Genomic DNA, 21,894 nt, shown 5'->3' with positions numbered 1-21,894 from the left:
TCAAACCCGTATGGCCACAAGTGTGACTCAAACCACACAAGATGAAATTTTCACCAGTTACCGATAATTTTCAGTAGACGCATGGCCAAGTTGTCCAGTTGACACGTGATTTGGTGAGCTGAGTCACAAAAGCTCGTGGTCGTGCTGATTTCGCACTCTTTTTGAGGACGAAGCACCTCGGCGGCGTGCGGGGGTACGCGCGCCGTGGTGAAGCCTGACCGCGCGCTCCCGGCCGGGGGCGGATCTTCCGCCAGGGTTTGGCGCGGTCCAACCGAAAGGGGATCGTGTCCCGACTCCGCGCACAAAACGTGACCAAGCTGTTCGGCCGCAAGGCTGACGAGGGTGCCCGCCGCCTGGCCGGGGGCGCCGCTCTCGACGAGATCCGCAAACTGGGCGTGACGCCCGCGGTGGTCGACGCGTCCTTCGAGGTGAACGAGGGCGAGATCTTCGTGGTGATGGGCCTTTCCGGGTCCGGGAAGTCCACGCTGATCCGCATGCTGAACGGCCTCCTGCCGCCCACATCCGGGCATGTCGAGATCGACGGTGTCGATATCAGTGGCCTGCGGGGCAACGAGCTCCGCGCCGTCCGGCAGGCCAAGGTGAGCATGGTCTTCCAGCACTTCGCCCTGTTCCCGCACTGCTCCGTGCTGACGAACGCGGCGTACGGCCTGGAGGTCCAGGGCGTACCGAAGGCCGAACGGGAGAAGAAGGCCAAGGAGTTCCTGCGCCTCGTCGGCCTCGACGGCTGGGAGGACAGACTCCCCGGCCAGTTGTCGGGCGGGATGCGGCAGCGGGTCGGGCTGGCCCGCGCGCTCGCCGCCGAGACCGACATCCTGCTGATGGACGAGGCGTTCAGCGCCCTCGACCCGCTGATCCGCCGGGAGATGCAGGACCTGCTCATCGACCTCCAGGCCGACCTCGGCAAGACGATCGTGTTCATCACCCACGATCTCAACGAGGCCATGCGCATCGGCGACAACATCGCGGTGATGCGCGAGGGCCGGATCGTACAGATCGGGACGGCCGAGCAGATCCTGACCGACCCCGCCAACGACTACGTCGCCCAGTTCGTGGCCGACGTGGACCGGACCCGGGTGCTGACCGCGGCCTCCGTCATGGAGCGCCCGCTCGCCACCGTGGTCTCGACGGGCGGCCCCCGGACGGCGCTGCGGACCATGCGGGAGAACCAGACCTCCGCCGCGTTCGTGGTGTGCCGCGATCGCAAGCTGCTCGGAACGGTGAACGCGCAGGCGGTCGCCGACGCGGTGAGCAATAACGAGACCGAGCTCGACGGGCTCATCGACGAGGACGTGGATCCGGTGGCCCCGGACACCGCCGTGGCCGACCTCTTCGCCCAGTCCGCTGAGAGCCCGCTGCCCGTCCCCGTGACCGACGAATCCGGCACTCTGCTCGGCGTGATCCCTCGCGTCACCCTGCTGGCGGCCCTGGGCGCCATCAACGGCCACGCCCGCGAACCGGAACCGCCCGGCGAGGGCGGAGCACCCGCCGACGGACAGCAGCGGCGAGAGGAGGCCACCGGTGTCGATGCCTAGGATCAATGTCGGGACGTGGTTCGAGAACCTCGTCAACTGGCTGACGGACAATCTCTCCTGGCTGTTCGACGCGATCGGCTCCGCGGTCGAGGGCACCGTGAACGGCCTGGCCGACCTGTTGCTGTGGCCGCCCGCCCTCGGACTGATCGCCGCGCTCGCCGTCGCCGCCCTGTGGCTGCGCGGATGGCGTTTCGCGCTGTTCACGCTGCTCGGCCTCGCACTGATCGACAGCATGCGGCAGTGGGAACCGGCGATGGAGACGCTGGCCCTGGTGCTCGTCGCGAGCGTCATCTCCGTCGTACTCGCCATCCCGCTCGGCATCGCGGCCGCCCGCAGTGACTCGCTGAGCCGCGTGCTGCGCCCGGCGCTCGACCTCATGCAGACGATGCCGGCGTTCGTCTACCTGATCCCGGCCGTGTTCTTCTTCAGCATCGGGCCTGTGCCCGGCGTGGTCGCGACCGTCGTGTTCGCGCTTCCCCCGGGCGTACGCCTCACCGAACTCGGCATCCGCGGCGTCGACCGCGAGGTGGTCGAGGCCGGTGAGGCGTTCGGCTCCCCACCACGGCGGATCCTCACCCGGATCCAGCTCCCGCTCGCCATGCCGACGGTCATGGCCGGCGTCAACCAGGTGATCATGCTTGCGCTGTCGATGGTGGTCATCGCCGGCATGGTCGGTGCCGGAGGCCTGGGCAATGTCGTCCTCGACGGCATCCAGCGCCTGGAGATCGCCACCGGCTTCGAAGGCGGCCTGGCGGTCGTCATCCTGGCGATCTTCCTTGATCGGATCACCTCCTCACTCGGTGACCGATCGGCCGTCGCGCGTGCCGAGAAGGCGTCGGCGCGCGCCTGACGGTCACCGTCCTGGGCGCCTTCGGGCGCTCAGTGTCCTGTAGTCGATTGGAAGGACATCTTGTGCGTTTCAGGCTGAACAGCCTCAGGAAAGCAGCGGCAATCGCCCTGTCGCTCACGCTCGCCGCGACGGTCACCTCGTGCGGCGGTGACAGCGGTGGCGACACGGGCGGGTCGGGGTCGGGGTCGGGGTCGGCGAACAAGGAGATCACGATCGGCTGGGTGTCCGGCTGGGACGAGGACCTCGTGGCCACCTACCTGTGGAAGCGAATCCTCCAGGACAGGGGGTACAAGGTCGAGCTGAAGAACCTCGACACCGCCCCGCTCTACGCCGGCATGGCGAAGGGCGACGTCGACGTGTTCCTCGACACCTGGCTGCCCGTCACGCACGAGGATTACTGGAAGCGCTACGGCGACAAGCTCGAGAAGCTCGGTGTCTGGTACGACAGCGCCAAGCTGACGATCGCGGTGCCGAACTACTCGGATCTGAAGTCGCTCGAGGACCTCAAGGGCAAGGGCGGCCAGTACGAGGGGAAGATCTTCGGCATCGAGGCAAGCTCCGGCCTGCAGCGGGTCTCCTCGACCAAGATGCTGCCCGGGTACGGGATCGACAAGGAGTTCAAGGTCGTGCCGTCGTCGACGGCGGCGATGCTGGCCGAGCTGAAGAAGGCCACGGACGCCCAGAAGCCGATCGTCGTCACCCTGTGGCGCCCGCACTGGGCCTACGCCTCGTACCCCATCCGGGACCTCGCGGACCCGAAGGGGACCATGGGCCAGGCCGAGCAGATCAACATCGTCGGCCGCAAGGACTTCGGCAAGGACTTCGCCGAGGTCGCGGGCTGGCTGAAGAAGTTCCGGATGGACGACAAGCAGCTCGGCTCGCTCGAGGACCTCGCGATCAACAAGTACAAGGGCCAGGAGGACAAGGCCGTCGACGAATGGCTGAAGGCCAACCCGGACTTCGTCAAGAGCATCACGGGCTGACCCGTACGACCTGAAGATCACACGGAAAGGGCCGCCCGGCTGACCGGGCGGCCCTTTCGTGTACGGCTTCCACGTCCCGCGGGACTACTCGGCGGCGACGGACTCCTTCTCCGGCGCGGTGCCCTCGCCCTTGATGGACCTGATCAGCAGCTGCGAGACGTCGACGACCTCGAGCGACTCCTTGGCCGCCCCGGCGTTCTTCTTCTCGTTGATCGCGTCGCCGAGCATCACGAGGCAGAACGGGCAGGCGGTCGAGACGGTGTCGGGGTCGGTCTCCAGCGCCTCGTCCACGCGCTCGGTGTTGATGCGCTTGCCGATCCGCTCTTCCATCCACATCCGGGCGCCGCCGGCGCCGCAGCAGAAGCCGCGGTCCTTGCAGCGGTGCATCTCCTTCGTCTGGACGCCCGGCACCTTGGCCATGATGTCGCGCGGCTGCGCGTAGACCTTGTTGTGCCGGCCCAGGAAGCAGGGGTCGTGGTAGGTGATGTTCTCCTCGATCGGGGTGACCGGGGTGAGCCTGCCCTCTTCGACCAGCTTGGCCAGCAGCTGGGTGTGGTGGACGACCTCGTACTGTCCGCCGAGCTGCGGGTACTCGTTGGCGAGCGTGTTGAAGCAGTGCGGACAGGTCGCCACGATCTTCTTGACGCCCGCCTCATTGAGCGTCTCGACGTTCTGCTGGGCGAGCATCTGGAAGACGAACTCCATGCCCAGTCGGCGTGCCGGGTCGCCCGTGCAGGCCTCCATCGGGCCGAGCACCCCGAACTTCACGCCCGCGATGTGCAGCAGTTCCGCGACCGCCTTGGTGGTCTTCTTGGCGCGGTCCTCGAGGGCGCCCGCGCAGCCGACCCAGAAGAGCCACTCGGTGTCTTCGGAGATCTTGTCGTCGATGACCTCGACCTCGAAGTCGAGATCCTCGATCCAGTCGAGACGCTTGGTCTCGGACATGCCCCAAGGGTTGCCCTTGTTCTCCAGGTTCTTGAGCATCACTCCGGCCTCGGACGGGAAGCTCGACTCGATCATCACCTGGTAGCGCCGCATGTCGAGGATGTGATCGACGTGCTCGATGTCGACCGGGCACTGCTCGACGCAGGCCCCGCAGTTGGTGCAGGACCACAGCACGTCGGGGTGGATGACGCCGTTCGCCTCTTCGTCGCCGACCAGCGGCCGACCGGCCTCGGCCAGGACGTCCTCGGGCAGGTTCTCGCGCTCGGCGTCGGTGGCCAGGAAGAACGGGGCCTTGGCGAAGGCGTGGTCGCGCAGGTCGGTGATCAGCATCTTGGGCGACAGCGGCTTGCCGGTGTTCCAGGCAGGGCACTGCGACTGGCAGCGGCCGCACTCGGTGCAGGTGGCGAAGTCGAGGAAGCCCTTGAACGTGAAGTCCTCGATCTTGCCGCGGCCGAAGGTGTCCTCGTCCGGGTCGGCCTCCTCGAAGTCGAGGAGCTTGCCCTTGCTCATCATCGGCTGCGCGGCGCCGAGACCGTCCGGGCGGCGCTTGAACATGACATTGAGCGGGGCCAGGAAGATGTGCAGGTGCTTGGAGTGCACCACGATGATCAGGAACACCAGCATGACGCCGATGTGCAGCAGCAGCCCGACCGACTCCAGGATCTCGTTGGTGTCGTGACCGAGCCCGTCCAGCAGGGCGCCGACGGCCTGTGAGGCGAAGGCGCCGTCGCCGTACGGGAGGTTGCCGGTGGCGGCACCGGAGCCGCGGAACAGGAACATCGTCCAGATCACATTGAAGATCATGAACAGGATGAGCCAGGCGCCGCCGAGGTGCGAGCCCTTGAACCGGGACTTGCGGTCCAGCTTCTTCGGCGAGTTCTTGATCCGGATGGCCGCGAAGGCGATCAGGCTGAGCAGCGCCGCGACGGCGATGAAGTCCTGTGCGAAGCCGAGCGCATCCCACTTCCCGACCAGCGGAATGTGGAAGTCCAGCCCGAAGATCAGCGCGCCGTACGCCTCGAGATAGACGGTCGCGAGGATGAAGAACGCCCACATCACGAAGAGGTGCGCGAGGCCGGGGCCGGTCCACTTGAGCAGCTTGCGCTGCCCGAAGACCTCGACGAGCTGGCCCTTGACGTCGTCGCCGATGTTCTCCTTGACGTACGCGACCCGCGCCGGGTCGGGCTGACCGCTGCGGATGAGCCGGTACAGGAACGACACCCGCCGGCCGACGAAGGCCAAGGCGATCGCCGTTCCGGCGAGCCCAATGATCAACCTGAGAACCACTGTTCCGTCCTCCTGAGGTACGGCGTTGGCTGTCAGCGTAGGGCTCGCGACAGACTGCTGCGCATACGACCCCCGAATACTACTCGGTAGTAGCTATGTGCTGCCATGGTGAGTAGTACCGTCGGTAACACCCTCCTGTGTACGGGCCTTCCGCGACCGATCATCCCTGAGTCTGCCTCGGTGTCCTCCGTGGGACCGACGCCGGGTCGGCTTCCGGTCCGATGACTGGACGAACGGCGCTCCGTAGCGTCCTCCTCGATCACAGGGTCATCGAGGAGGACATAGTGCGACCTACATTCCGTGCCGACCGGCGTGCGAGGCCGCTGATCGGGGCGCTGCTTGCAGCCGCCGTCGTCGTCGTCGTGACGGCGGCGGCACCCGTGAGTCACGGTGTGGGGACACGGCGGCCGCACAAGACGACCTCGGTGCACTCCGAGGACGGCACCCGTCAGCTGACGATCGTGAGCGGCCCGACGACGCCGAACGGCATGCCGGAGTTCCTCGCCTCCGAGGCCCTGACCGACGAGGTCTTCTGCGACGAGCGGTGATCCGGCCTTGAAAAGCGCGGAAGCGGCGACGCCGGCCACCACCTCGGGCCGGCGTCACCGTGCCTCCTTCATCCGAGCCGCCGCCAGGCGATGGCGAACGTCTCGCTCGTCACAGTGGATCAGCGGGGCGGCGAGTCGACCCACTCGTCGGCCACCACGACGGACGAGGTCATCAGCGATCCGGCGGGCAGGTTCGCGTTCGCGCCGGCCGGCTCCCTGATCACGATGTCCTTGCCCAGTGCCCGTCCGCCCACCTCGTCGATGAGCAGCCGGTGCTCCAGGACACCGTTGCCCTTAGTCCTCTCGACGATGGTGACGGCAGTGCCCGCTCGTCCCTGGGAGTCCTTGACCGGGCCCACGGCCTTGACCGACTTCAGCGCCGCCAGCATCCTGAACGCCGCCGCGCGGACCTGCGGGGTCACCGGCATGTCAATGATCAGCCCACCGGCCACCACGAACAGCCACTGGTCGGAGGACATCTTGTCGCTCGTGGACTCGGTGCCGTGTCCGGCGTAGGACCGGAGCAGCCAGGCCTTCAGCCGCGCCGGGTCGGTCGGCAGGCCACGCAGGTCCTTCATCGTGACGTTGCGGCCGAGCCAGTACACCTTGTCCCCATCGGTCAGCGGGGAGTGGCTGAGCTCCCCGCCTCCTCTCGGCTCGGCCATGGCGACGAATCTCTTCGCTTGGCCACCCGGCCTCTCGCCGTGCTTCGCGGGTACGGGAACCTCGATGGCGAACTTCGTGGGGGAGCCCGCCCGCCGCCACGTGGCCTCGTCGGCGGGGCTCGCCGGCCGAGTACCGAGATCCTTCTGGCGACCCCATCTGTCCCGCCCTGGCGTACTCGGCGTCCAGCCCTCGTCACGGGTCTCGGTGTAGACGGTGTATCGGTCCGTGGCGGAACCGGTCCGGTGGTAGTGACGGCTCACCTGTGCGGAATGCCAGTACGCGCCGGCCTGGTCCGGCTGCCCGGCCGACCGATCCGCCGCGGCGAGCAGGACCGTACGGGCGTCCAGCTTGACCGCAGGGGTCTGCGAGCCGGGGACCTCCTGCTGGGCGACCCCTTCGGCCCGCTGGTCGCTCGGCCCGGTGACCACGGTGGTGGCCACCAGAGCGGCGGCCGTCACGGCCCCGGCCAGGCCGAGCCCCCACGCCGGCCGGCGGAACCGTCCCAGGCGCGAGGCCGGCGACCGGCGGCCGGCGATGCCGTCCTGCAGGCTGCGCAGCGCCTCGGCCGAGACGTGGCTCGGCGGGGACGGCGGTTCCGTGAGCAGGTCACGGACCATCTGCATCTCGTTCATGCGGGTGACTCCTCGATCATCAGTGTGGGATTGACCCCGCCCAGCGCCTCGCGGAGTTTCCGTCGAGCCCGGTTCAGCCGTGACGCGACGGTGCCGTACTTCACACCGAGCGCCAACGCCACCTCTTCATAGGTGAGATCGGCGAGCGCCACGAGCAGCAGCACGTCCCGGTCGCCGGACGACAACCGGGCGAGCGCGGCCGCCAGCTCCTTGCTCACTCCTCCGGCGCTCACCTGTGCGGCGACCCGGTCGTCGTGACCGTGGACGACGTCATCGGCCGGGACCCGCGCGAGCGCCTTGTAGAAGCGCCGCTCCGCACGCCGGTGCGACCCGATGAGGTTGGTCGCGATGCCGTACAGCCAGGGTCGTACGGCCCCGCGATCCGGATCGAACCGCTGCCGTCGCCGGAACGCCGCGAGGAACGTCTCCGCGGCGATCTCGTCGGCGGCCTCGGACCCGAGCCGTCGGTGCACATAGCGGTGAATCTCGTCGAAGTGCCGGTGGAAGATCTCAGCGAACATTTCAGGCTCATGCCACGACTTGACGATCACCGCTTCGCCGGGCAGTCCCGCCGCGGCATCGGGTGCGTGGCTCTCGTCCATGTGAGGTCCTTGTGTGGGGGACGGGTCAACCTGTTCTCAACCGAACCGCCGATGACCCTTCACGCACCGAGGGCGGGGACACCGGCCCGTGTGTCGTGGCCGGCGTCCCCGCCCGGCAACGCGTCGTCAGTCCCGCTCGATCCCGCTCTCAATACGACTCGGGCATCTTCGTCGCTTTGGGCGCCATCATCCTCGGAATCTCGCACGAGAAACGCTTGATGACGCACTTGGCGCCCGGCGCTGCGAAGCTCGTCGGCGACCCGTCCCGGCGCCACGCCTCCGCGTCCGCCGGCGTGGCCGGACGCATGCCCAGTTGCTGAGAGACCAGCCAGGTCGGCTCGGCCGCGTCACCCGGCACCCACGTCTCTCGCCGCGAAGACACGCCGCTGAGGGCTTACCCCGGAGATGTCACACGTCCACGAAATAATCGAACACATGTTCCAAGAATCGATAGCGGGCGAGCCAAGGACAAGGCTTGCCTTGTACAAGGTTTGCCACGTACCGTGGAGGTGTCACATCCATGACGGGCAGTTGGACGGTCATCGCGGTCCCCGAGGTCCACGAGTGGCTGATGACGCTGAACGACACCGATCCCGGATCGTACGAGCAGGTCCTGCAGGCGATTCGGGTACTCACCGTCGAAGGGCCGGCTCTCGGTCGACCCCTCGTCGACACGCTCGCGAATTGCACGCTGAACAACCTGAAGGAGTTACGACCAGGTTCGCGAGGGCGGACCGAGATCCGGATTCTGTTCCTCTTCGACCCACGCCGGCAGGCGGTGCTCCTGGTCGCCGGCGACAAGTCCGGCCAGTGGAATCGCTGGTATCGAACCGCGATCCGCGCGGCCGAAGCCCGTTACCAGGCGTACCTCGAGAACATCGGCGACGCCGAGACTGATCGGAGGTTCCCATGAAGGGAAAGGGCAGGTACGTCAACTTCGACGAGCTGATGGCCGAGCTCCCTCCCGAGCAGCGAGTTCGCGTTGAGGAAGGAGCGGAGCAGCTCCTCGCCGAGGTCCGTGCCTACCGGCTCTCCGAGGTCCGCCAACGGCAGGGGCTGACCCAGACGCAGGTGGCCGAGCGGCTCGGCATCTCTCAGGCACGGGTCAGCGAGATCGAACGCGGCAAGGTCACCCGCTCCGAGGTGGACACGCTCGCCCGCTACATCGGCGTCCTGGGCGGTGAGCTGGAGGTCATCGCCAACTTCGGCGACGAGCGCCTGCGCATCGCATAGCGACACGCGCGGCGCCACCTCATACCGCTGGTGTGCGGCCTATTCGTCGAGGTCGCTCTGACGGTCGACGTGATTCGCGGGCTTTTAGGCGAGGGCCACCCAGGACCACGGTCTTGCGCTCCTCAGGCGGCCATCGGTCACCCGTACTTCGTCACAGTCCCGGATCGCTTTCACGATCCGGCGATCACCCTGGATTCCGGGAGGATGCCGTGGGATCGTCACGACTGCGGCGATCAGTGTCTGGAACCCGATGGTGCGATGCACCCACCCCGAGGAGCGCGCATGCGATCGCGTGGACTGATGATCCTGGCCGGGTTGCTGGCCGTCGCGCTCCTCGCCGCGGGCGGTCTCTGGTACGCGCAGTCGCGCGGCGTGAAGGGCAGCCCCGAGGAGGTCTCCCGTGACTACTTCCGCGCGTGGCGGCTGGGTTCGCTCGACCGGATGGCCAAGCTCGCCGCCGACCCTCCGCTCGACTTCGCCGGGCAGCATCGGGCACTGTCCCGAGGCCTGTCGGTGACCTCGATCAGCCTCACGCCCGGACCGGTGGTGGCCGACGGGAAGGACCGCGCGCACCTCGGCTACGAGGTGCGGAGGAACCTGTCCGGACGAGGTGTTTGGAGCTACCGGTCGACGCTGCGGCTCGGGGTGGTCGACCGCCGGTGGAAGGTCCTGTGGACGCCGGACGCGCTGTACCCCGGTCTGCGTGGCGCCGCGACGTGGCGGCTGACCGAGGCGAAGGCACCGGCGACGGCGTTCGTCGATCGTGCCGGCAAGCCGTTGGTGGAAGGCGGCACGCTCGAGCCGTACGTCGCCGAACTCGCCGAGCGGTTCGGCGGGGACGAAGATGACGATCCCGGCTGGGCGGTGGAGTTGCAGTACCCCGGCGAGCCGGCACAGCGGGTGAAGGTTTTCGGCGGCCGCGCGGGCAAGAAGATCCGTACCACCGTGGACGCACGATGGCAGAAGGCGGCCGAGCACGCGGTCGGCGCGGCGTCGACGCCCGCCGCCGTCGTGGCCATCCGGCCCTCCACCGGGGAGATCCTCGCCGTGGCCGACCGTCTCGGCGGCCGGAACGCCTTCCTGGGCCGGTACCCGCCCGGCTCCACGTTCAAGGTCGTCACCGCCGCCGGCCTGCTGTCCGACGGGATGTCTCCGAGCAGCGGCGTCGACTGTCCGGCGACCGTCGTCACGGCACAGCGCACGGTGCGCAACCACGACGGGAGCTCCCTCGGCCGGACCGCGTTGCGCGGCGCATTCGCCCAGTCCTGCAACACCACGTTCGCGAGGCTGGCCGTCGAGCGGCTGCACGCGGCCAAGATGACGGCCGCCGCACACAGTTTCGGGTTCAACGGGCCGATCACCCCCGGTGTGGGAGCCGCCAGGGGCGGCTTTCCGCAGCCGGGCGGCGACGCGGAACTCGCCGAGGCCGCCTTCGGCCAGGGCCGGGTCGAGGCCAGTCCGCTCATGATGGCGGTCGTCGCGGCGGCGGTCGCGGACGGCACCTGGCGGTCACCGCGCATGGTCGACGCGGCCCTGATCCGCGAAGTGGGCGATCCGGTCCAGAAGGCCCATCCGGTGCCGGGGGCGGCCGCACTCCGCACGATGATGCGAGCGGTGGTCACCGAGGGCACGGCCGCGCGGGCGGGGCTGCCCGGCGGTACGGCGGGAAAGACCGGCTCCGCCGAGATCGGGGGCGGCGCCTCGCACGCGTGGTTCATCGGCTACCGGGGCGATCTGGCGTTCGCCGTGTTCGTCGCGGGCGGCGATTCCGGCCCCACGGTCGCCGCGCCGCTCGCCGCCCGCTTCCTGCGCGCCCACCGGTGAGCGAATCGACGGCTGTACGGCACCGGCTTCGCCCTCACCATCCCGCGAACTCGCCCTCGTCGTGCGGAAAGGGCGCACCGCCACCCGGAGGGTGTCCACCCAGGGCTGCTCCCCCTGGCGATCGGCGCTCGGTGTTCATGTCTGAACGTACGGTCAGCGGGAGGCGGGCTCTTTCGCCTCTGACCGCACGCGGGCGGCCGGGCGGGGGCGGACGACCACGACGGCGAGGACGGCGGCCGCGAGCGTGCTCGCCGCACCGGCCAGTGCGGCGGCCGACATGGCGTGGACGAAGGCGTCACGCGCGGCGTCGGCGAGCCCGGGATCTCCGGTGGAGAGGGCCGCACCGAGAGACCGGCGGGCCGGGGCGGGGGTCCCGGCCGGCAGCGCGCCGGCGTAGGCGGCGGCCATGACGCTGCCGAGGACGGCGACGCCCAGCGCGTTGCCGACCTCCTGGGTCGCATCGCTGACGGCGGAACCGACGCCCGCCTCCCGAGTTGGCACGGCCGCCATGAGGGTGTTGTACGCCGCCGGCGTGCCGACACCCGCTCCCGCGCCGAGCACGACCAGCCCGATGACGAGCGTCCCGTAGCCGTCCCCCGGGCCGACGAGGGCGATGCCCGCGAAGCCGGCAGTGATCACGACGAATCCGGCGGCGAGCGTCGCCCGGCCGCCGAGCCGGGAGTCGAGCGAGGCGCCGATCCCGTTGCACACGGCGGCGGACAGGGCCACCGGGAGCAGCGCGGCCCCGGCCTTGAGCGGGCCGTAGCCGAGGACCATCTGCAGATACTGCGTGAGCGCGAACAACGTGCCCGCGAGCGCGAAGGCCATGAGCGTGATCATGATGGCCGCTCCACTGAAGTCGCGCTCCCGCAACAGCCGCAGGTCCAGCATCGGCTCGGCCGCCATGTGCTGCCGGACGGCGAAACCGGTCAGCGCAAGCAGCGCGACCGCGAGCCCGCCGAGGGTGACGGCGTCGCCCCAGCCGTGTTCGGGCGCGGAGATGATCGCCCAGACCAGCGCCGACATGCCCGCCGTCGACAGCAGGGCACCGGGCACGTCCGGGCGCCGACGCGGCCCGTGCGACTCCGGTACGAGGGCGACGATGCCGATGACGGCGACGACGGCGACCGGGACGTTGACCAGGAACACCGATCCCCACCAGAAGTGCTCCAGCAGCAGGCCGCCGACCGCCGGGCCGCAGGCGACGCCGAGCACCGAGGTGGCGCCCCAGACGGCGAACGCCTTGGCGCGCTCGCCCTCGGCGAAGACGTTGACCAGGATCGACATGGTGCCCGGCATCAAGAACGCGCCGCCGACGCCCATCAGGGCACGCATGGCGATGAGCTGGCCGGAGGTCTCGGCGAACGCCGCCAGCAGCGACCCGAGGCCGAAGAGGGCGAAGCCGACGAGCAACCCACGGCGGCGCCCGAACCGGTCGCCCAAGCTGCCGGCGGTCAGGAGCAGTCCGGCGAACACCAGCGAGTAGGAATCGATGATCCACTGCACGTCCGAGGTGGTCGCGTCGAGGTCACCGAGCAGTGACGGCACCGCGACGTTGAGGATCGTGTTGTCGAGGACGACCACGAACAGGCTGAGGCACAGCACCGCGAGGATCGCCCAGCGCCGCGGATGACCCGTATCCGGATCCATGGAGGACTCCTGTTCTCGAACGGTGTACGAGTTGACTCGCACACTGTACGAGCATCCTCGTACAGCATTCAAGTTCCGGTACTGTGTGCGAGAAGGAGGTGCCGATGACGGCGAGGCAGCCCACGTCGGTGTGGACCCGGCCGCCCAGAGCGCGCAAGGAGCAGCCCACCCTCAGCCAGGGCCAGATCGTCACGGCGGCCGTCGAACTCCTCGACGCCGACGGGCTCGAGCGCCTGAGCATGCGGCGGCTCGGTACCCGGCTGGGCTCCGGCGCCACGTCCCTGTACTGGCACATCGCCACCAAGGACGAACTGCTCGAGCTGGCCCTCGACCACGTCATGGCAGAGGTGACGGTTCCCGACCCGGCGCCGTCCGACTGGCGGGTTGCCGCGACCGGCTTCGCCCGCGAGCTTCGCGCGATGATCCTGCGGCATCCGTGGACGCTGCCGCTGTTCGGCAGCCGGCCCATGCTCGGACCCAACGCCGCACGGCAGCTCGACGAGGTCCTCGGCGTTTTCCAGCACGCCGGCTTCACCGGCTTCGAACTGGAGTACGCCCACTCGGCGGTCATCGACCACGTCATCGGGACGGCCACCGGCGAGACGAGCTGGCACCGTCACCAGCCGGGCGTCGGCGCGGTCGACTGGATGGCCTCGATGGGCCCCTATCTGGAGCGGATCGGCGGCGACCACCCCCGCCTGGCGGCGCACGTCCAGGAGATCTGGGCTCAGAACGAGCGCGACGTTCTGGAGGAGCGCTTCACCTTCGGCCTCGACGCGGTGCTCGACGGCCTGGCGAGCCGGCTGCCCCGAGCCTAGGGCGGCGGCATGCGCTTCATCTCGCGCGTCTGAACCCGCCGCCGACCGCGCCTGCGCACCCCACGAAGCGTGCGCGGGCGTTCCGCCGGACGAGCCGTACCCATCGCGTCCAGGACTCCTGCCGGGCGCAACTTGACCCGCCGATCTGGACATTCAGCACTATTTAGGGGTTTTATAGGCGAAATCTCCCCATGCGGCTCCTCTCGGTGGCGGCCGCGACACGCCCCCCCGGAGGACCCCAAGTGAAGAGATGGACCTCGCGCGCCGCCGTGGCCCTCGCCCTGGCGGCCGGGGCCGCCGGCACCGTGCAGGCGGCCACGCCACGGTCCGCGACCGCCGGCGTCACCCCTGCCCCCTCCACGGCACCCGTACGGCCCGCGTCCGCACCGGCCACGCGCGGGGCGACGGCACCCGTCCCACCGTCGTCGTACACGCTCAAGCTCAAAGGGAAGTACCAGCGGACCGACTACTACTGCATGCCCGCCTCCGCCTCGATGAGCCTGTCGACCTTCGGGGTGACGGTGAAGCAGGGCAAGCTGGCCAGGGCGATGAACACCACGACGAGCGGCACCTGGGACCGCGACGCGATCCCCGTGCTCAATTCCTACGTCAAGCCGCTCGGCTACAAGTACACCATCGTCTCCGGCCTCACCGGTCGCCCCAACGCCCTGATGAAGCACGTCGCCTATGACGTCGGGGTCCTGCGCCGGGCACCGAACATCGACGTGTGGGTGGAGAAGCTGCCCTGGAACAGAGGCAAGATCAGCGGCACCAGGATCGGCCACATCATGGTCGTCTACGGGTACGACAAGACGAAGCGCACCATCACCGTCTTCGACCCGTGGAAGCCGACCGGGGGGACCCACACCCTGTCCGCCAAGGCTCTCGCGAACACGCTCCAGTACGACGGCAGCCTCCACTACATCACCCGCGCCTGATCGCACCGCTCGCGCGGCCCCGCACGGCAGCCGCCCCGTACCCGCGCCGAGCAGCGAGTACGGGGCGGACCGCGATCGTCAGGGCCGAGCGCCGAGGCTGTTCACCCAGCCCATGGACTGATAGGCCATCGACAGCTGGACCTCCCGCCGCCCGCGATCGTCCACGGCATGGGCCTCATAGGCCAGCAACTCTGCGCTCTTGGGGTCGATGATCAAGCGGGCTTCGAACGGGCGCCCGCCCCTGATTCTCGGCTTCTCCATGCCCACGTCCATGGCGAGCGAGACACCCGGACGGCCCAGCGAGTCGGTGACCTTGCCGACCAGTTCGATCCCCTTCTGCTGGGCGAGTAGGCGGTAGAGCGCGGCCTTCGTGCCCGGCGTGATCGGTCCGGCCAGCAGGTCCTGGGCGGTCGACCACACGTACTGCAGGTAGCCGCCCTGGAGCGGATACTTCGGGTCGTTGACGTCGGCGTTGTACCGCCGGCGCATCTCGGTCCCGAGCTCGTCGGCGTCGGTCGGCAACTCGGCCAGCGCGCGCATGGTGAGCTGTTTCTGACCGATCGTGAACCGTATCGGCATGTCGTAGTTGTTGACCTTGGGCTCGGCCGGGACCCACCCCAGCTGCGGCGACCCCATCGCCTTCCACTTGGCCTCGTCGGCCGGAACGGAGAAGTCGTACTTGCGGTCGATGCCGACGATCGTACGGGTACGGTCGTTCCGCTCCCTGGCGGTCCAGCTCTCCTGGCTGTGTGAGACGTTGGCCGCGAACGGCGACTTGGCCACAGCGCGCCTCGGCTTCCGGCCTTCCTTGCCTGCGACCGGGCCCGCAGGTTCGGTCGTGCGCACACGCGTGTACCAGTAGCGTCCGGAGGTGGCCGGGGCGCGCTCGGCCTTCTCGGCGCTGGTCAGCAGGAAGCCGCGCGCGTCGATGGTCTCGGGAGCCACCGCGGGCCGGCCGGCCGGGCCGGTACCACCGTCGTCGCCGCCGAGAACAGGGAGCCCGCCCAGGGCGACCACCGCGGCAGTGGCCGCGGCGACGGTGGCCGCACCGCCGATCAGCAACGCCGGCCAAAGGGACCCGCGGATCCTGCCACGCCGGTTGCCGCTCTGCTGGGCGAGCCGGCCACGGATCTTCGTTTCAAGGTGCGGGTTCGGCGGGGTCTCTGCGTACAGCTCGCGCACCATCCTGATCTCATCCACGACTTGGGTCCTCCCGATCGAGCATTGGATTGGTGCCGCCCAGCGCATCGCGCAGCTTCCTTCTGGCCCGGTTCAACCGGGAGCCGACGGTTCCGTACGGGATCCCGAGCGCCGCGGAGATCTCGTCGTGGCTGAACCCGGCGAGCGCGACGAGCAGCAGGACGTCGCGCTCTCCCCGGCTCAGCGCGGCGACCGCGGCGGCGATCTCCGGGCGCAGGCCCTGTGCGCTGACCTGCGTGATGACCCTGTCCTCGTGCCCTCCGTCATCCGGATCGGGGCCGCGGCGGCCGATCGCGCGCAGAGCCCGTATCTCGGTGCGGCGGTGCTTGCCGACCAGTTTCGTGGCGATGCCGTACAGCCAGGTGCGCACGCTGGCCCGGCCGGCGTCGTAGCGGGCCCGCTTGTGGAACGCGGTCAGGAAGGTGTCGGCGACGACGTCCTCGGCCGGTCCCGGCCCGAGGCGGCTCACCACGTACCTATAGATCTCCGCGAAATGCGCGTCGAAGATCTCACCGAACCGCTCCGGATGTTCCCGGGACAGTTCGATCACAGTGGATTCGTACGTTCGCGCGGGATCACCGGCCCGGCGATCGTCCGTCAGCGCGGGATCGTCGGCCCGGCGGTCGTCCGTTCGCGCGGGGTCGCTGACCCGGCGCGTGACGGTCACGAGGGGCTCCCGTTCATCGGTTGCCTTTCCGTGGCGGATGGCGGTCGCCTGTGTATCACCCGAACCGCCGATCCACTTTCACGGACGCCGCGCAAACGCGAACAACTGCATGATCACGGGCGGGAGGTCCCACCCGCCGTGATCATGCAGTTGTTCGCGGGATGGCGTCGTTCGCGGGATGCCAGAGCAGTCGGGCCACCGGATCCGGGCCAGAAGGTCCGGGCCGATGCAGCCAGGTCAGGGCCGCGCCGGGATCCGGGGCGCGACGTTCGTCCAGCCTGCCTCCAGCACCAGGGCCCCGGCGCCGAGGCGAGGCCGGGCCAGCATCAGGGCCGTCTTCGGGTCGAAGATGAAGTGCGGATCACCGCGGTTTTCGCCACCCACCGCAACAGGCAACGTGATACCGATTCCCTCGCGGCCACGCCTGTCCTGGATCTTGCCTGTGCTCTTGATTCCGGGCATCCCCGCGAGCGCCCGGTAGGCGGCCGCGCGCACCTGGGGCGGGACCGGCGCGTACATCAGGAGGTTCGCGAGCGCATCGGTCACGGCCGCGTGCCGGCTGGACAACGAGCCGTCCCCGGTTTCGACCCTCGCCTGGATCCATGTCCTCAGTGCGACCGGGTCGGCCGGCAGCCGCTGGAGCTGCGCGAAGGTGAGTTCGCGGCCGGCGACCAGGAAGCCACCGCGCTGAACCTTGACGAGCCTTCCCTCACCGGGTGCGGTGCGAAGGGGTTCCCCAACGCTACAAGCGCAAGATCACGGCAGTTTCTGGCGTGATCTTGCGCTTGTACGCGGACAGGAGCTGATGCCACAGGACTCAGGGGGCACTGGTGGAAGGATCCACGACCAGCCGCCGCTCAGTGACGACGCCGCCGCTGCTGCCAACCTCGTCCCCGAACGCCACGCGTTACGGCTTGGACGGCGGTGTGTTCGTCCAGCCCACCCCCAGCAGGACCGAGGACGACATAACCATCCCAGGCTTGAAGCGGCGCGCCGCACCGGACCCCGACTTCACCACCACCAACTCGCTGGCGAGCGGGCGCCCGGTCAAGGAGTCGACGATCAATCGGAGGTCGCTCTCCACATTCTCCGAGTCGACTCCGTTGAGCATCGCGACCGCGATGCCCTGGCGGCCCGTCTGGTCCTGGACGCGGCCGACCGTCTTGACATCGCGCAGACCGGCGAGCATGCGATACGTGGCCGCACGGACCTTCGGCGCCAGCGGATAGTCGAGGATCAGGTTGACACCGCAATAGAAGATGTCGGAATCGCTGACCATGTCGACTCCGCCCGCCCGGACGATGTACTGACGCAAAGCTGCCTTGAGCCTGCCCGGATCGGAGGGAAGAGACTGCGCCTCCTGCGTCGTCAAGGGGTGGCCGTAGTCGACCGTGGCCTGGGTCACCGAGTCGACGGTCGGCTTGCCCGGGGTGGCGGAGAACTGCGGATTGACCTCGTCGGACGTCGCCTCGGTGAACGTGGACGGCGAACCCGCACGCTTCCACGCCGCCTCGTCGGCCGGGGTCGCCGGCTTGGCGCCGAGCGCCTGCTCCAGGGTCCAGCCGCTATCACGGGCATCGCGGGCCAGCCACCGCTCGTAGCGGGCCGGATTGCTCACCAGATAGGTTTCGCCCTGCTTGTCGCCGACGGTCCTGAGGTCGAAGATCCGGCTCTTGGTGTGCCAATACCGGCCGGTGCCCATGGGTTCGTTTTCGGCCTTCGTGGCGGCGGCGAGCAGCATCTTGCGGGCGTTCACCGGGAGTTCGCCGGTGGTTCCCGGAGGAGGTGTCCCCGGATAGGCGGCCATCGGGGCGTCCGTGGACCGCGGGGAGTCCGCGCCCGAGCCGGCCGAGGTGACGGCCAACGCCACTGCGGCGACGCCCGCGGCCAGGCCGAGGCCGAGGCCGGTGAAACGAGCGGTGCGCACCGCGGCGCGCCGCCGGATGTGCGGAGTGACGGTTGGCGGCTGCTCCATGGCGGCCGCGAGGTCGTGGGCGCGGCTCCCCGCGCCGGGCACCGGGTCCAGGCTCGCCGGACGGGCGGCGGCAAGACGATCCATGACGTCGCTCTTGTTGATCATCGCGTGGAACCTCTTCCGCTGGTCAGAGCAGAGACGTGTGCGGCCGAATGGTGAACGCGGGCGGCCGGGGCGGCACCGGACAGCGCGCGTTCCAACCGCTTTCGGGCGCGATGCAGACGTACGAAGTAGGTCGCGGTCGAGCAGCCGACGACCTTGGCGGCTTCCCGGGGGGACAGGCCGTGCCAGGCGACGAGGGTGAGCAGTTCGCGGTCGTCCTCGGAGAGCCCGGCCAGCGCCTGCAGCACCGTCGCGCGTTCGACGACGGCGTCACCGACGTCGCCGTGGGCGGCCTCCGCCGCGGACGTCCACGCCCGGAGCTCGGCGGTGAGTGAGTCCTGCCGGACCTGTGCGCGGAACGATTCGCGAAGCACGTTGCGGGCGACGCCGAGGAGCCAGGGCAACGGCGGGTCGGGCAGGTCGCCGAACCGCCGCCAGGCCACGCAGAACGTCTCGCTGGTCACCTCCTCGGCGAGTTGCCGGCCCGCTCGGCTCACCGCGTAGGCGTGGACCCGCGGATGGTAGGTGTCGTACAGGACAGTGAACCGTTCCCGTGGATCGGGCTCGGCCATGCGTCGCCTCCTTGGGTGAAGTGCGCCATCACCACTGAAGTGACGCCTGCCCACGACTTCTTACCGGCCGCCGCACGAAACTCCCGCAGGCCGTGGTGAACGGGCATGTTTTCTGTAGGCGTATGCGGGCCGGTAAGGAGTCGTGGAGTATCAGCTCGTTCCTGCCCCGGGCGCGGGAGTGCTCGCCGAGCGGGATCGCGCGGCTCCGTAGACGAGGCGGCGCAGCAGCACCTCGGCGGGCCCGCGGCAACCGGCGCGTTCCAGCGCGTACGCACCGGCGGCGACGACCAGCCAGACGCCCACGGCGAAGAGCGCCATGGTGCTGCTGCTCAGCTTCGCTCCCAGACCGAGCCCCCAGGCGGCCAGCAGCGGCGAGAAGACCAGCGAGTGGGCCAGGTAGGACGACAGGGAGCGCTTGCCGACGGCGGCGACCGCGACCACCGGCCGGCTCTCCCGTACCCGCCGCGACATCGCGTGCGCGATCAGCGCGAAGCACGCCACGTAGCCGAGCCCGCAAGGGATCCCGGTGAGCCCCCGGATCTGCGACAGCACGCCCTCCTCGGAGACCGCCGCGGGCGGCACGTCCAGCACGCCGATGTGGGCGAGCGCTGCGGGCAGGCCGCCCAGCCAGCCGATCGTGATCCCGATGACCGCCGTCCAGCGCAGCAGCCGGAGGTGATCGTGCGGCTCCTCCAGGATGCGCCGCCGGGCGGCCCAGAACCCCAGCAGGAACTGTGGCGCCGCGACCGAGAAGAGCCCGGCGACGAACGTCACGAACAGCCCGGTCTCCAGCCGGGTGCGGGCGGCGGCGAAGACGTTCTCCTCCCCGGAGGCGTAGACCTCGGTCGTCGGCTCCGTGGTCGAGCTGCCGAGCGCTCCGAGATCACCCGTGACCAAGGCCCAGATCGCCCCGGCCGCGAACAGCGTCGTGAGTACGGCCGCGGCCCCGCTCCACACCAGCAGGGTGCGGTCGCCGCGCCGCAGGAACAGCCAGCCGAGGATGAGGCTGACGACGCCGTACGAGCCGATGATGTCCCCGGCCATCAGCAGCGTGGCGTGCAGGAGGCCGAAGACGATCAGCCACAGGCTGCGTTTGCGCAGCAGCCGCACCGCCGCTCGCCCCTCCGCCCCGGCCGCCGTCTGGCGCAGGAACAGCTGCATCATCCCGTAGCCGAACAGGAACGAGAACAGCGGATAGACGCGCAGATCCAGCATGGTGATCATCAGGAACTGGACGGCGCGGTCGAGCGCCGATCCCTCGTACGGGTGCCATCCCGACGCCCCCTGCCGCGCCGCGTACAGGTAGAAGACGGTGTTGGACAGCACAATCAGCAGCAACATGATGCCGCGCGCCAGGTCGGGGGCCGGTGACCGTTCTCCCGCCCGTACGGGGCCGCGCGCCACCACGGCCCGCTCAGTGAGTCGTCGCATGGCTCGACGCTAGGAACACGTGGACCGGCGGGGCATCGGCCACCCGGCCACGCTCCGTCGACCGAAGTCGAAGCCCGAAGGACCAAAGGACCGAAGGCACGAGATAGTACGGTTTGTGAGCAGGCAGGAGAGGCGAGCGAGGCGACGGAAACGGCGGCAGGAGGGCCGAACGGCTGCGGAGGGGGTTGAGCAGCCTGATGGCTGCATGCGCGTCATCGGGTGGGCCCTGATGGTGCTCGGCGCTTTCCTCCTCGGCAGGGCGGTGTTCGGCGACCTCGACGGTGACTGGCGCTCCATCGTGCTGTGGATCGGTTTCGGCGTACCCATCCTGCTGTTCGGCATCGCCTTCAACGGGTGGGCGATTCGGCTCTGTGCGGCCATGGCGTGGATCCTGCCCGCGACGGTCCTGCTCGGAGGCCTGATGGTCATGGTCGACCCGTCGTACGCCTCCGCTCTCGACGGCCCGCGTAATTGGGTGGGCTCGACGTTGGAGGCACGCCTGGTCGCCGGCTTCTTCATGATCGCGGGCGCGGGCGGTCTAGCCGGCTGGGACTATTCCGTCCGCAACGGGTTGGACAAGTGGGTCGGCCGGTGATGTCCGGGCCTGAGCCCATACGGACTCACCGACCTCGGGTCTCATCGGCGATGAGCTGGATCCTGACCGTCGTGCTGCTCGCCGGGTCGGGGTACTGCCTGACGGGCGCGATCACGCAGGGCACCGCCACCCGCCGTGCCGCCGCCGGCGAGGGACGACCGGGCACATTCGTCGCCGAGAATCGGCGCTGCTCCAAGAGCTGCTCCTGGTACGGCACCTTCACGGCGGACGGTGAGGGCCGGATCGATGACCGGGAGATCGAACTGCGTGGCGGGGACGAGGACTCGATCGAGGCGGGACAACGGGTCCGCGTGCTGAACGTCGGCCCTTTCGTCCAGGCGCGGGGAGGCCCGCCCGAGTGGGGTTCGACTATCGCCAACTCCATGGGGACGTTCGTTCTCGCCGTGCTCGGGCTCGCGGGGTTGGCCGGTTCGCTCGCCAGGCGGTCTCGGAGCCGGCGTTCCGTCGTCTGAGCAGTTGAGTGATCTCGGCTCAGCCGACCTTCTCGACGTAGCCGCCGGCGAAGCGGTCTGTGGCCTGGCCCCGAACGGACAACGCCTTCTGGATCCGGGAACACGGCGGGGATCCCGCACGTTCTAGCGGGCGTCAGCAAAGTTGCGTCAGGGCGACTCAAGTCATTTGACAACAGTCGAGCGTCGAGGCAATCATTCGACTGCACGACTGAATCCGCCGGCGGACGGGCGGCGCCGGAACCGAGGGCGAGGAGATCTCCCCGAGGATGAGGCCGCCACCGGCCCCCGCGGGCAGTCGCGCCGGAGGCATCAGGACTGACAGGACTGACAAGGCACAGCGGCCGCCTTCT

The 21,894-nt window shown here is 69.2% G+C and carries 20 protein-coding genes and 1 pseudogene; 11 read left to right on the top strand and 10 right to left on the bottom strand.

Annotated features, from left to right (window positions below):
* The first annotated feature begins 284 nt into the window (after positions 1-284).
* From HKK74_RS15485 to HKK74_RS15475, 3 genes and pseudogenes are all read left to right on the top strand, one after another.
* Entirely contained in the window at positions 285-1,553 is a 1,269-nt protein-coding gene (locus tag HKK74_RS15485; RefSeq protein ID WP_187243912.1) for a quaternary amine ABC transporter ATP-binding protein, read from the top strand.
* Positions 1,554-1,680: 127 nt separating this feature from the next.
* Positions 1,681-2,403: pseudogene (locus tag HKK74_RS15480) on the top strand (ABC transporter permease); the annotation flags it as partial.
* 62 nt (positions 2,404-2,465) lie between these two features.
* Positions 2,466-3,386 (top strand): glycine betaine ABC transporter substrate-binding protein, encoded by a 921-nt coding sequence (locus HKK74_RS15475; protein ID WP_312881502.1) that lies wholly within the window; start codon positions 2,466-2,468, stop codon positions 3,384-3,386.
* A gap of 84 nt (positions 3,387-3,470) precedes the next feature.
* Here the strand turns inward: HKK74_RS15475 and HKK74_RS15470 are convergent, their stop codons facing one another.
* Entirely contained in the window at positions 3,471-5,618 is a 2,148-nt protein-coding gene (locus tag HKK74_RS15470) for a (Fe-S)-binding protein (protein WP_187243910.1), read from the bottom strand.
* Positions 5,619-5,902: 284 nt separating this feature from the next.
* Between HKK74_RS15470 and HKK74_RS15465 the strand changes: the two genes are divergently transcribed.
* Positions 5,903-6,166 carry a hypothetical protein gene (locus tag HKK74_RS15465; RefSeq protein ID WP_187243909.1) on the top strand — a complete coding sequence of 88 codons (264 nt, stop codon included), beginning with the start codon at positions 5,903-5,905 and terminating at the stop codon, positions 6,164-6,166.
* Positions 6,167-6,285: 119 nt separating this feature from the next.
* Here HKK74_RS15465 and HKK74_RS15460 read toward each other — a convergent pair whose 3' ends face one another.
* Positions 6,286-7,464 carry a CU044_5270 family protein gene (locus HKK74_RS15460; RefSeq protein WP_187243908.1) on the bottom strand — a complete coding sequence of 393 codons (1,179 nt, stop codon included), beginning with the start codon at positions 7,462-7,464 and terminating at the stop codon, positions 6,286-6,288.
* The gene (locus tag HKK74_RS15455) at positions 7,461-8,066 is read right to left on the bottom strand and encodes an RNA polymerase sigma factor (RefSeq protein ID WP_187243907.1); all 606 of its coding nucleotides are present in this window, start codon (positions 8,064-8,066) and stop codon (positions 7,461-7,463) included. The genes HKK74_RS15460 and HKK74_RS15455 overlap by 4 nt, the downstream gene beginning before the upstream one ends.
* Positions 8,067-8,586: 520 nt before the next feature.
* On the opposite strand from HKK74_RS15455, the gene HKK74_RS15450 reads away from it, so the two are divergent.
* From HKK74_RS15450 to HKK74_RS15440, 3 genes are all read left to right on the top strand, one after another.
* Complete coding sequence (locus tag HKK74_RS15450) at positions 8,587-8,979, top strand: type II toxin-antitoxin system RelE/ParE family toxin (protein ID WP_187243906.1); 393 nt, start codon at positions 8,587-8,589, stop codon at positions 8,977-8,979.
* Positions 8,976-9,299 (top strand): type II toxin-antitoxin system RelB family anti-toxin, encoded by a 324-nt coding sequence (gene relB, locus HKK74_RS15445; RefSeq protein ID WP_187243905.1) that lies wholly within the window; start codon positions 8,976-8,978, stop codon positions 9,297-9,299. The genes HKK74_RS15450 and relB overlap by 4 nt, the downstream gene beginning before the upstream one ends.
* A gap of 282 nt (positions 9,300-9,581) precedes the next feature.
* The gene (locus HKK74_RS15440; protein ID WP_187243904.1) at positions 9,582-11,123 is read left to right on the top strand and encodes a penicillin-binding transpeptidase domain-containing protein; all 1,542 of its coding nucleotides are present in this window, start codon (positions 9,582-9,584) and stop codon (positions 11,121-11,123) included.
* Positions 11,124-11,276: 153 nt separating this feature from the next.
* On the opposite strand, the gene HKK74_RS15435 is transcribed toward HKK74_RS15440, so the two are convergent.
* On the bottom strand, positions 11,277-12,773 hold the full coding sequence (locus tag HKK74_RS15435) for an MFS transporter (protein WP_187243903.1): 1,497 nt from the start codon (positions 12,771-12,773) through the stop codon (positions 11,277-11,279).
* A gap of 104 nt (positions 12,774-12,877) precedes the next feature.
* Here HKK74_RS15435 and HKK74_RS15430 point away from each other — a divergent pair, with 104 nt between their 5' ends.
* Both HKK74_RS15430 and HKK74_RS40855 read left to right on the top strand, forming a co-directional pair.
* Positions 12,878-13,591 (top strand): TetR/AcrR family transcriptional regulator, encoded by a 714-nt coding sequence (locus tag HKK74_RS15430; protein ID WP_187243902.1) that lies wholly within the window; start codon positions 12,878-12,880, stop codon positions 13,589-13,591.
* 242 nt (positions 13,592-13,833) lie between these two features.
* A complete protein-coding gene (locus tag HKK74_RS40855) occupies positions 13,834-14,529 on the top strand; it encodes a C39 family peptidase (RefSeq protein ID WP_187243901.1) in 696 nt (231 codons plus the stop codon).
* Positions 14,530-14,607: 78 nt separating this feature from the next.
* On the opposite strand, the gene HKK74_RS15420 is transcribed toward HKK74_RS40855, so the two are convergent.
* The 6 genes from HKK74_RS15420 to HKK74_RS15395 form a co-directional block, all read right to left on the bottom strand.
* The gene (locus HKK74_RS15420; RefSeq protein ID WP_187243900.1) at positions 14,608-15,729 is read right to left on the bottom strand and encodes a CU044_5270 family protein; all 1,122 of its coding nucleotides are present in this window, start codon (positions 15,727-15,729) and stop codon (positions 14,608-14,610) included.
* On the bottom strand, positions 15,722-16,396 hold the full coding sequence (locus HKK74_RS15415; RefSeq protein ID WP_312881501.1) for an RNA polymerase sigma factor: 675 nt from the start codon (positions 16,394-16,396) through the stop codon (positions 15,722-15,724). Before HKK74_RS15415 ends, HKK74_RS15420 begins: the two co-directional genes overlap by 8 nt.
* A gap of 237 nt (positions 16,397-16,633) precedes the next feature.
* Positions 16,634-17,071, bottom strand: a complete 438-nt coding sequence (locus HKK74_RS15410) for a CU044_5270 family protein (protein WP_187244004.1) — start codon at positions 17,069-17,071, stop codon at positions 16,634-16,636.
* A gap of 232 nt (positions 17,072-17,303) precedes the next feature.
* Positions 17,304-18,476 carry a CU044_5270 family protein gene (locus HKK74_RS15405; RefSeq protein WP_187243899.1) on the bottom strand — a complete coding sequence of 391 codons (1,173 nt, stop codon included), beginning with the start codon at positions 18,474-18,476 and terminating at the stop codon, positions 17,304-17,306.
* On the bottom strand, positions 18,473-19,045 hold the full coding sequence (locus HKK74_RS15400) for an RNA polymerase sigma factor (protein ID WP_187243898.1): 573 nt from the start codon (positions 19,043-19,045) through the stop codon (positions 18,473-18,475). Before HKK74_RS15400 ends, HKK74_RS15405 begins: the two co-directional genes overlap by 4 nt.
* A 150-nt stretch (positions 19,046-19,195) precedes the next feature.
* Positions 19,196-20,476 (bottom strand): DUF418 domain-containing protein, encoded by a 1,281-nt coding sequence (locus HKK74_RS15395; RefSeq protein ID WP_187243897.1) that lies wholly within the window; start codon positions 20,474-20,476, stop codon positions 19,196-19,198.
* A 205-nt stretch (positions 20,477-20,681) separates the two neighbouring features.
* Here HKK74_RS15395 and HKK74_RS15390 point away from each other — a divergent pair, with 205 nt between their 5' ends.
* Positions 20,682-21,071: a hypothetical protein gene (locus tag HKK74_RS15390; protein ID WP_187243896.1), complete on the top strand. Its 390-nt coding sequence runs from the start codon at positions 20,682-20,684 to the stop codon at positions 21,069-21,071.
* Between the two features lie 50 nt (positions 21,072-21,121).
* A complete protein-coding gene (locus HKK74_RS15385; RefSeq protein ID WP_187243895.1) occupies positions 21,122-21,544 on the top strand; it encodes a hypothetical protein in 423 nt (140 codons plus the stop codon).
* Positions 21,545-21,894: the final 350 nt, after the last annotated feature.

The sequence above is a fragment of the Actinomadura alba genome (assembly GCF_014323705.1).
Taxonomy (GTDB): domain Bacteria; phylum Actinomycetota; class Actinomycetes; order Streptosporangiales; family Streptosporangiaceae; genus Actinomadura_C; species Actinomadura_C alba.
This window is presented reverse-complemented; position numbering and strand designations above follow the sequence as displayed.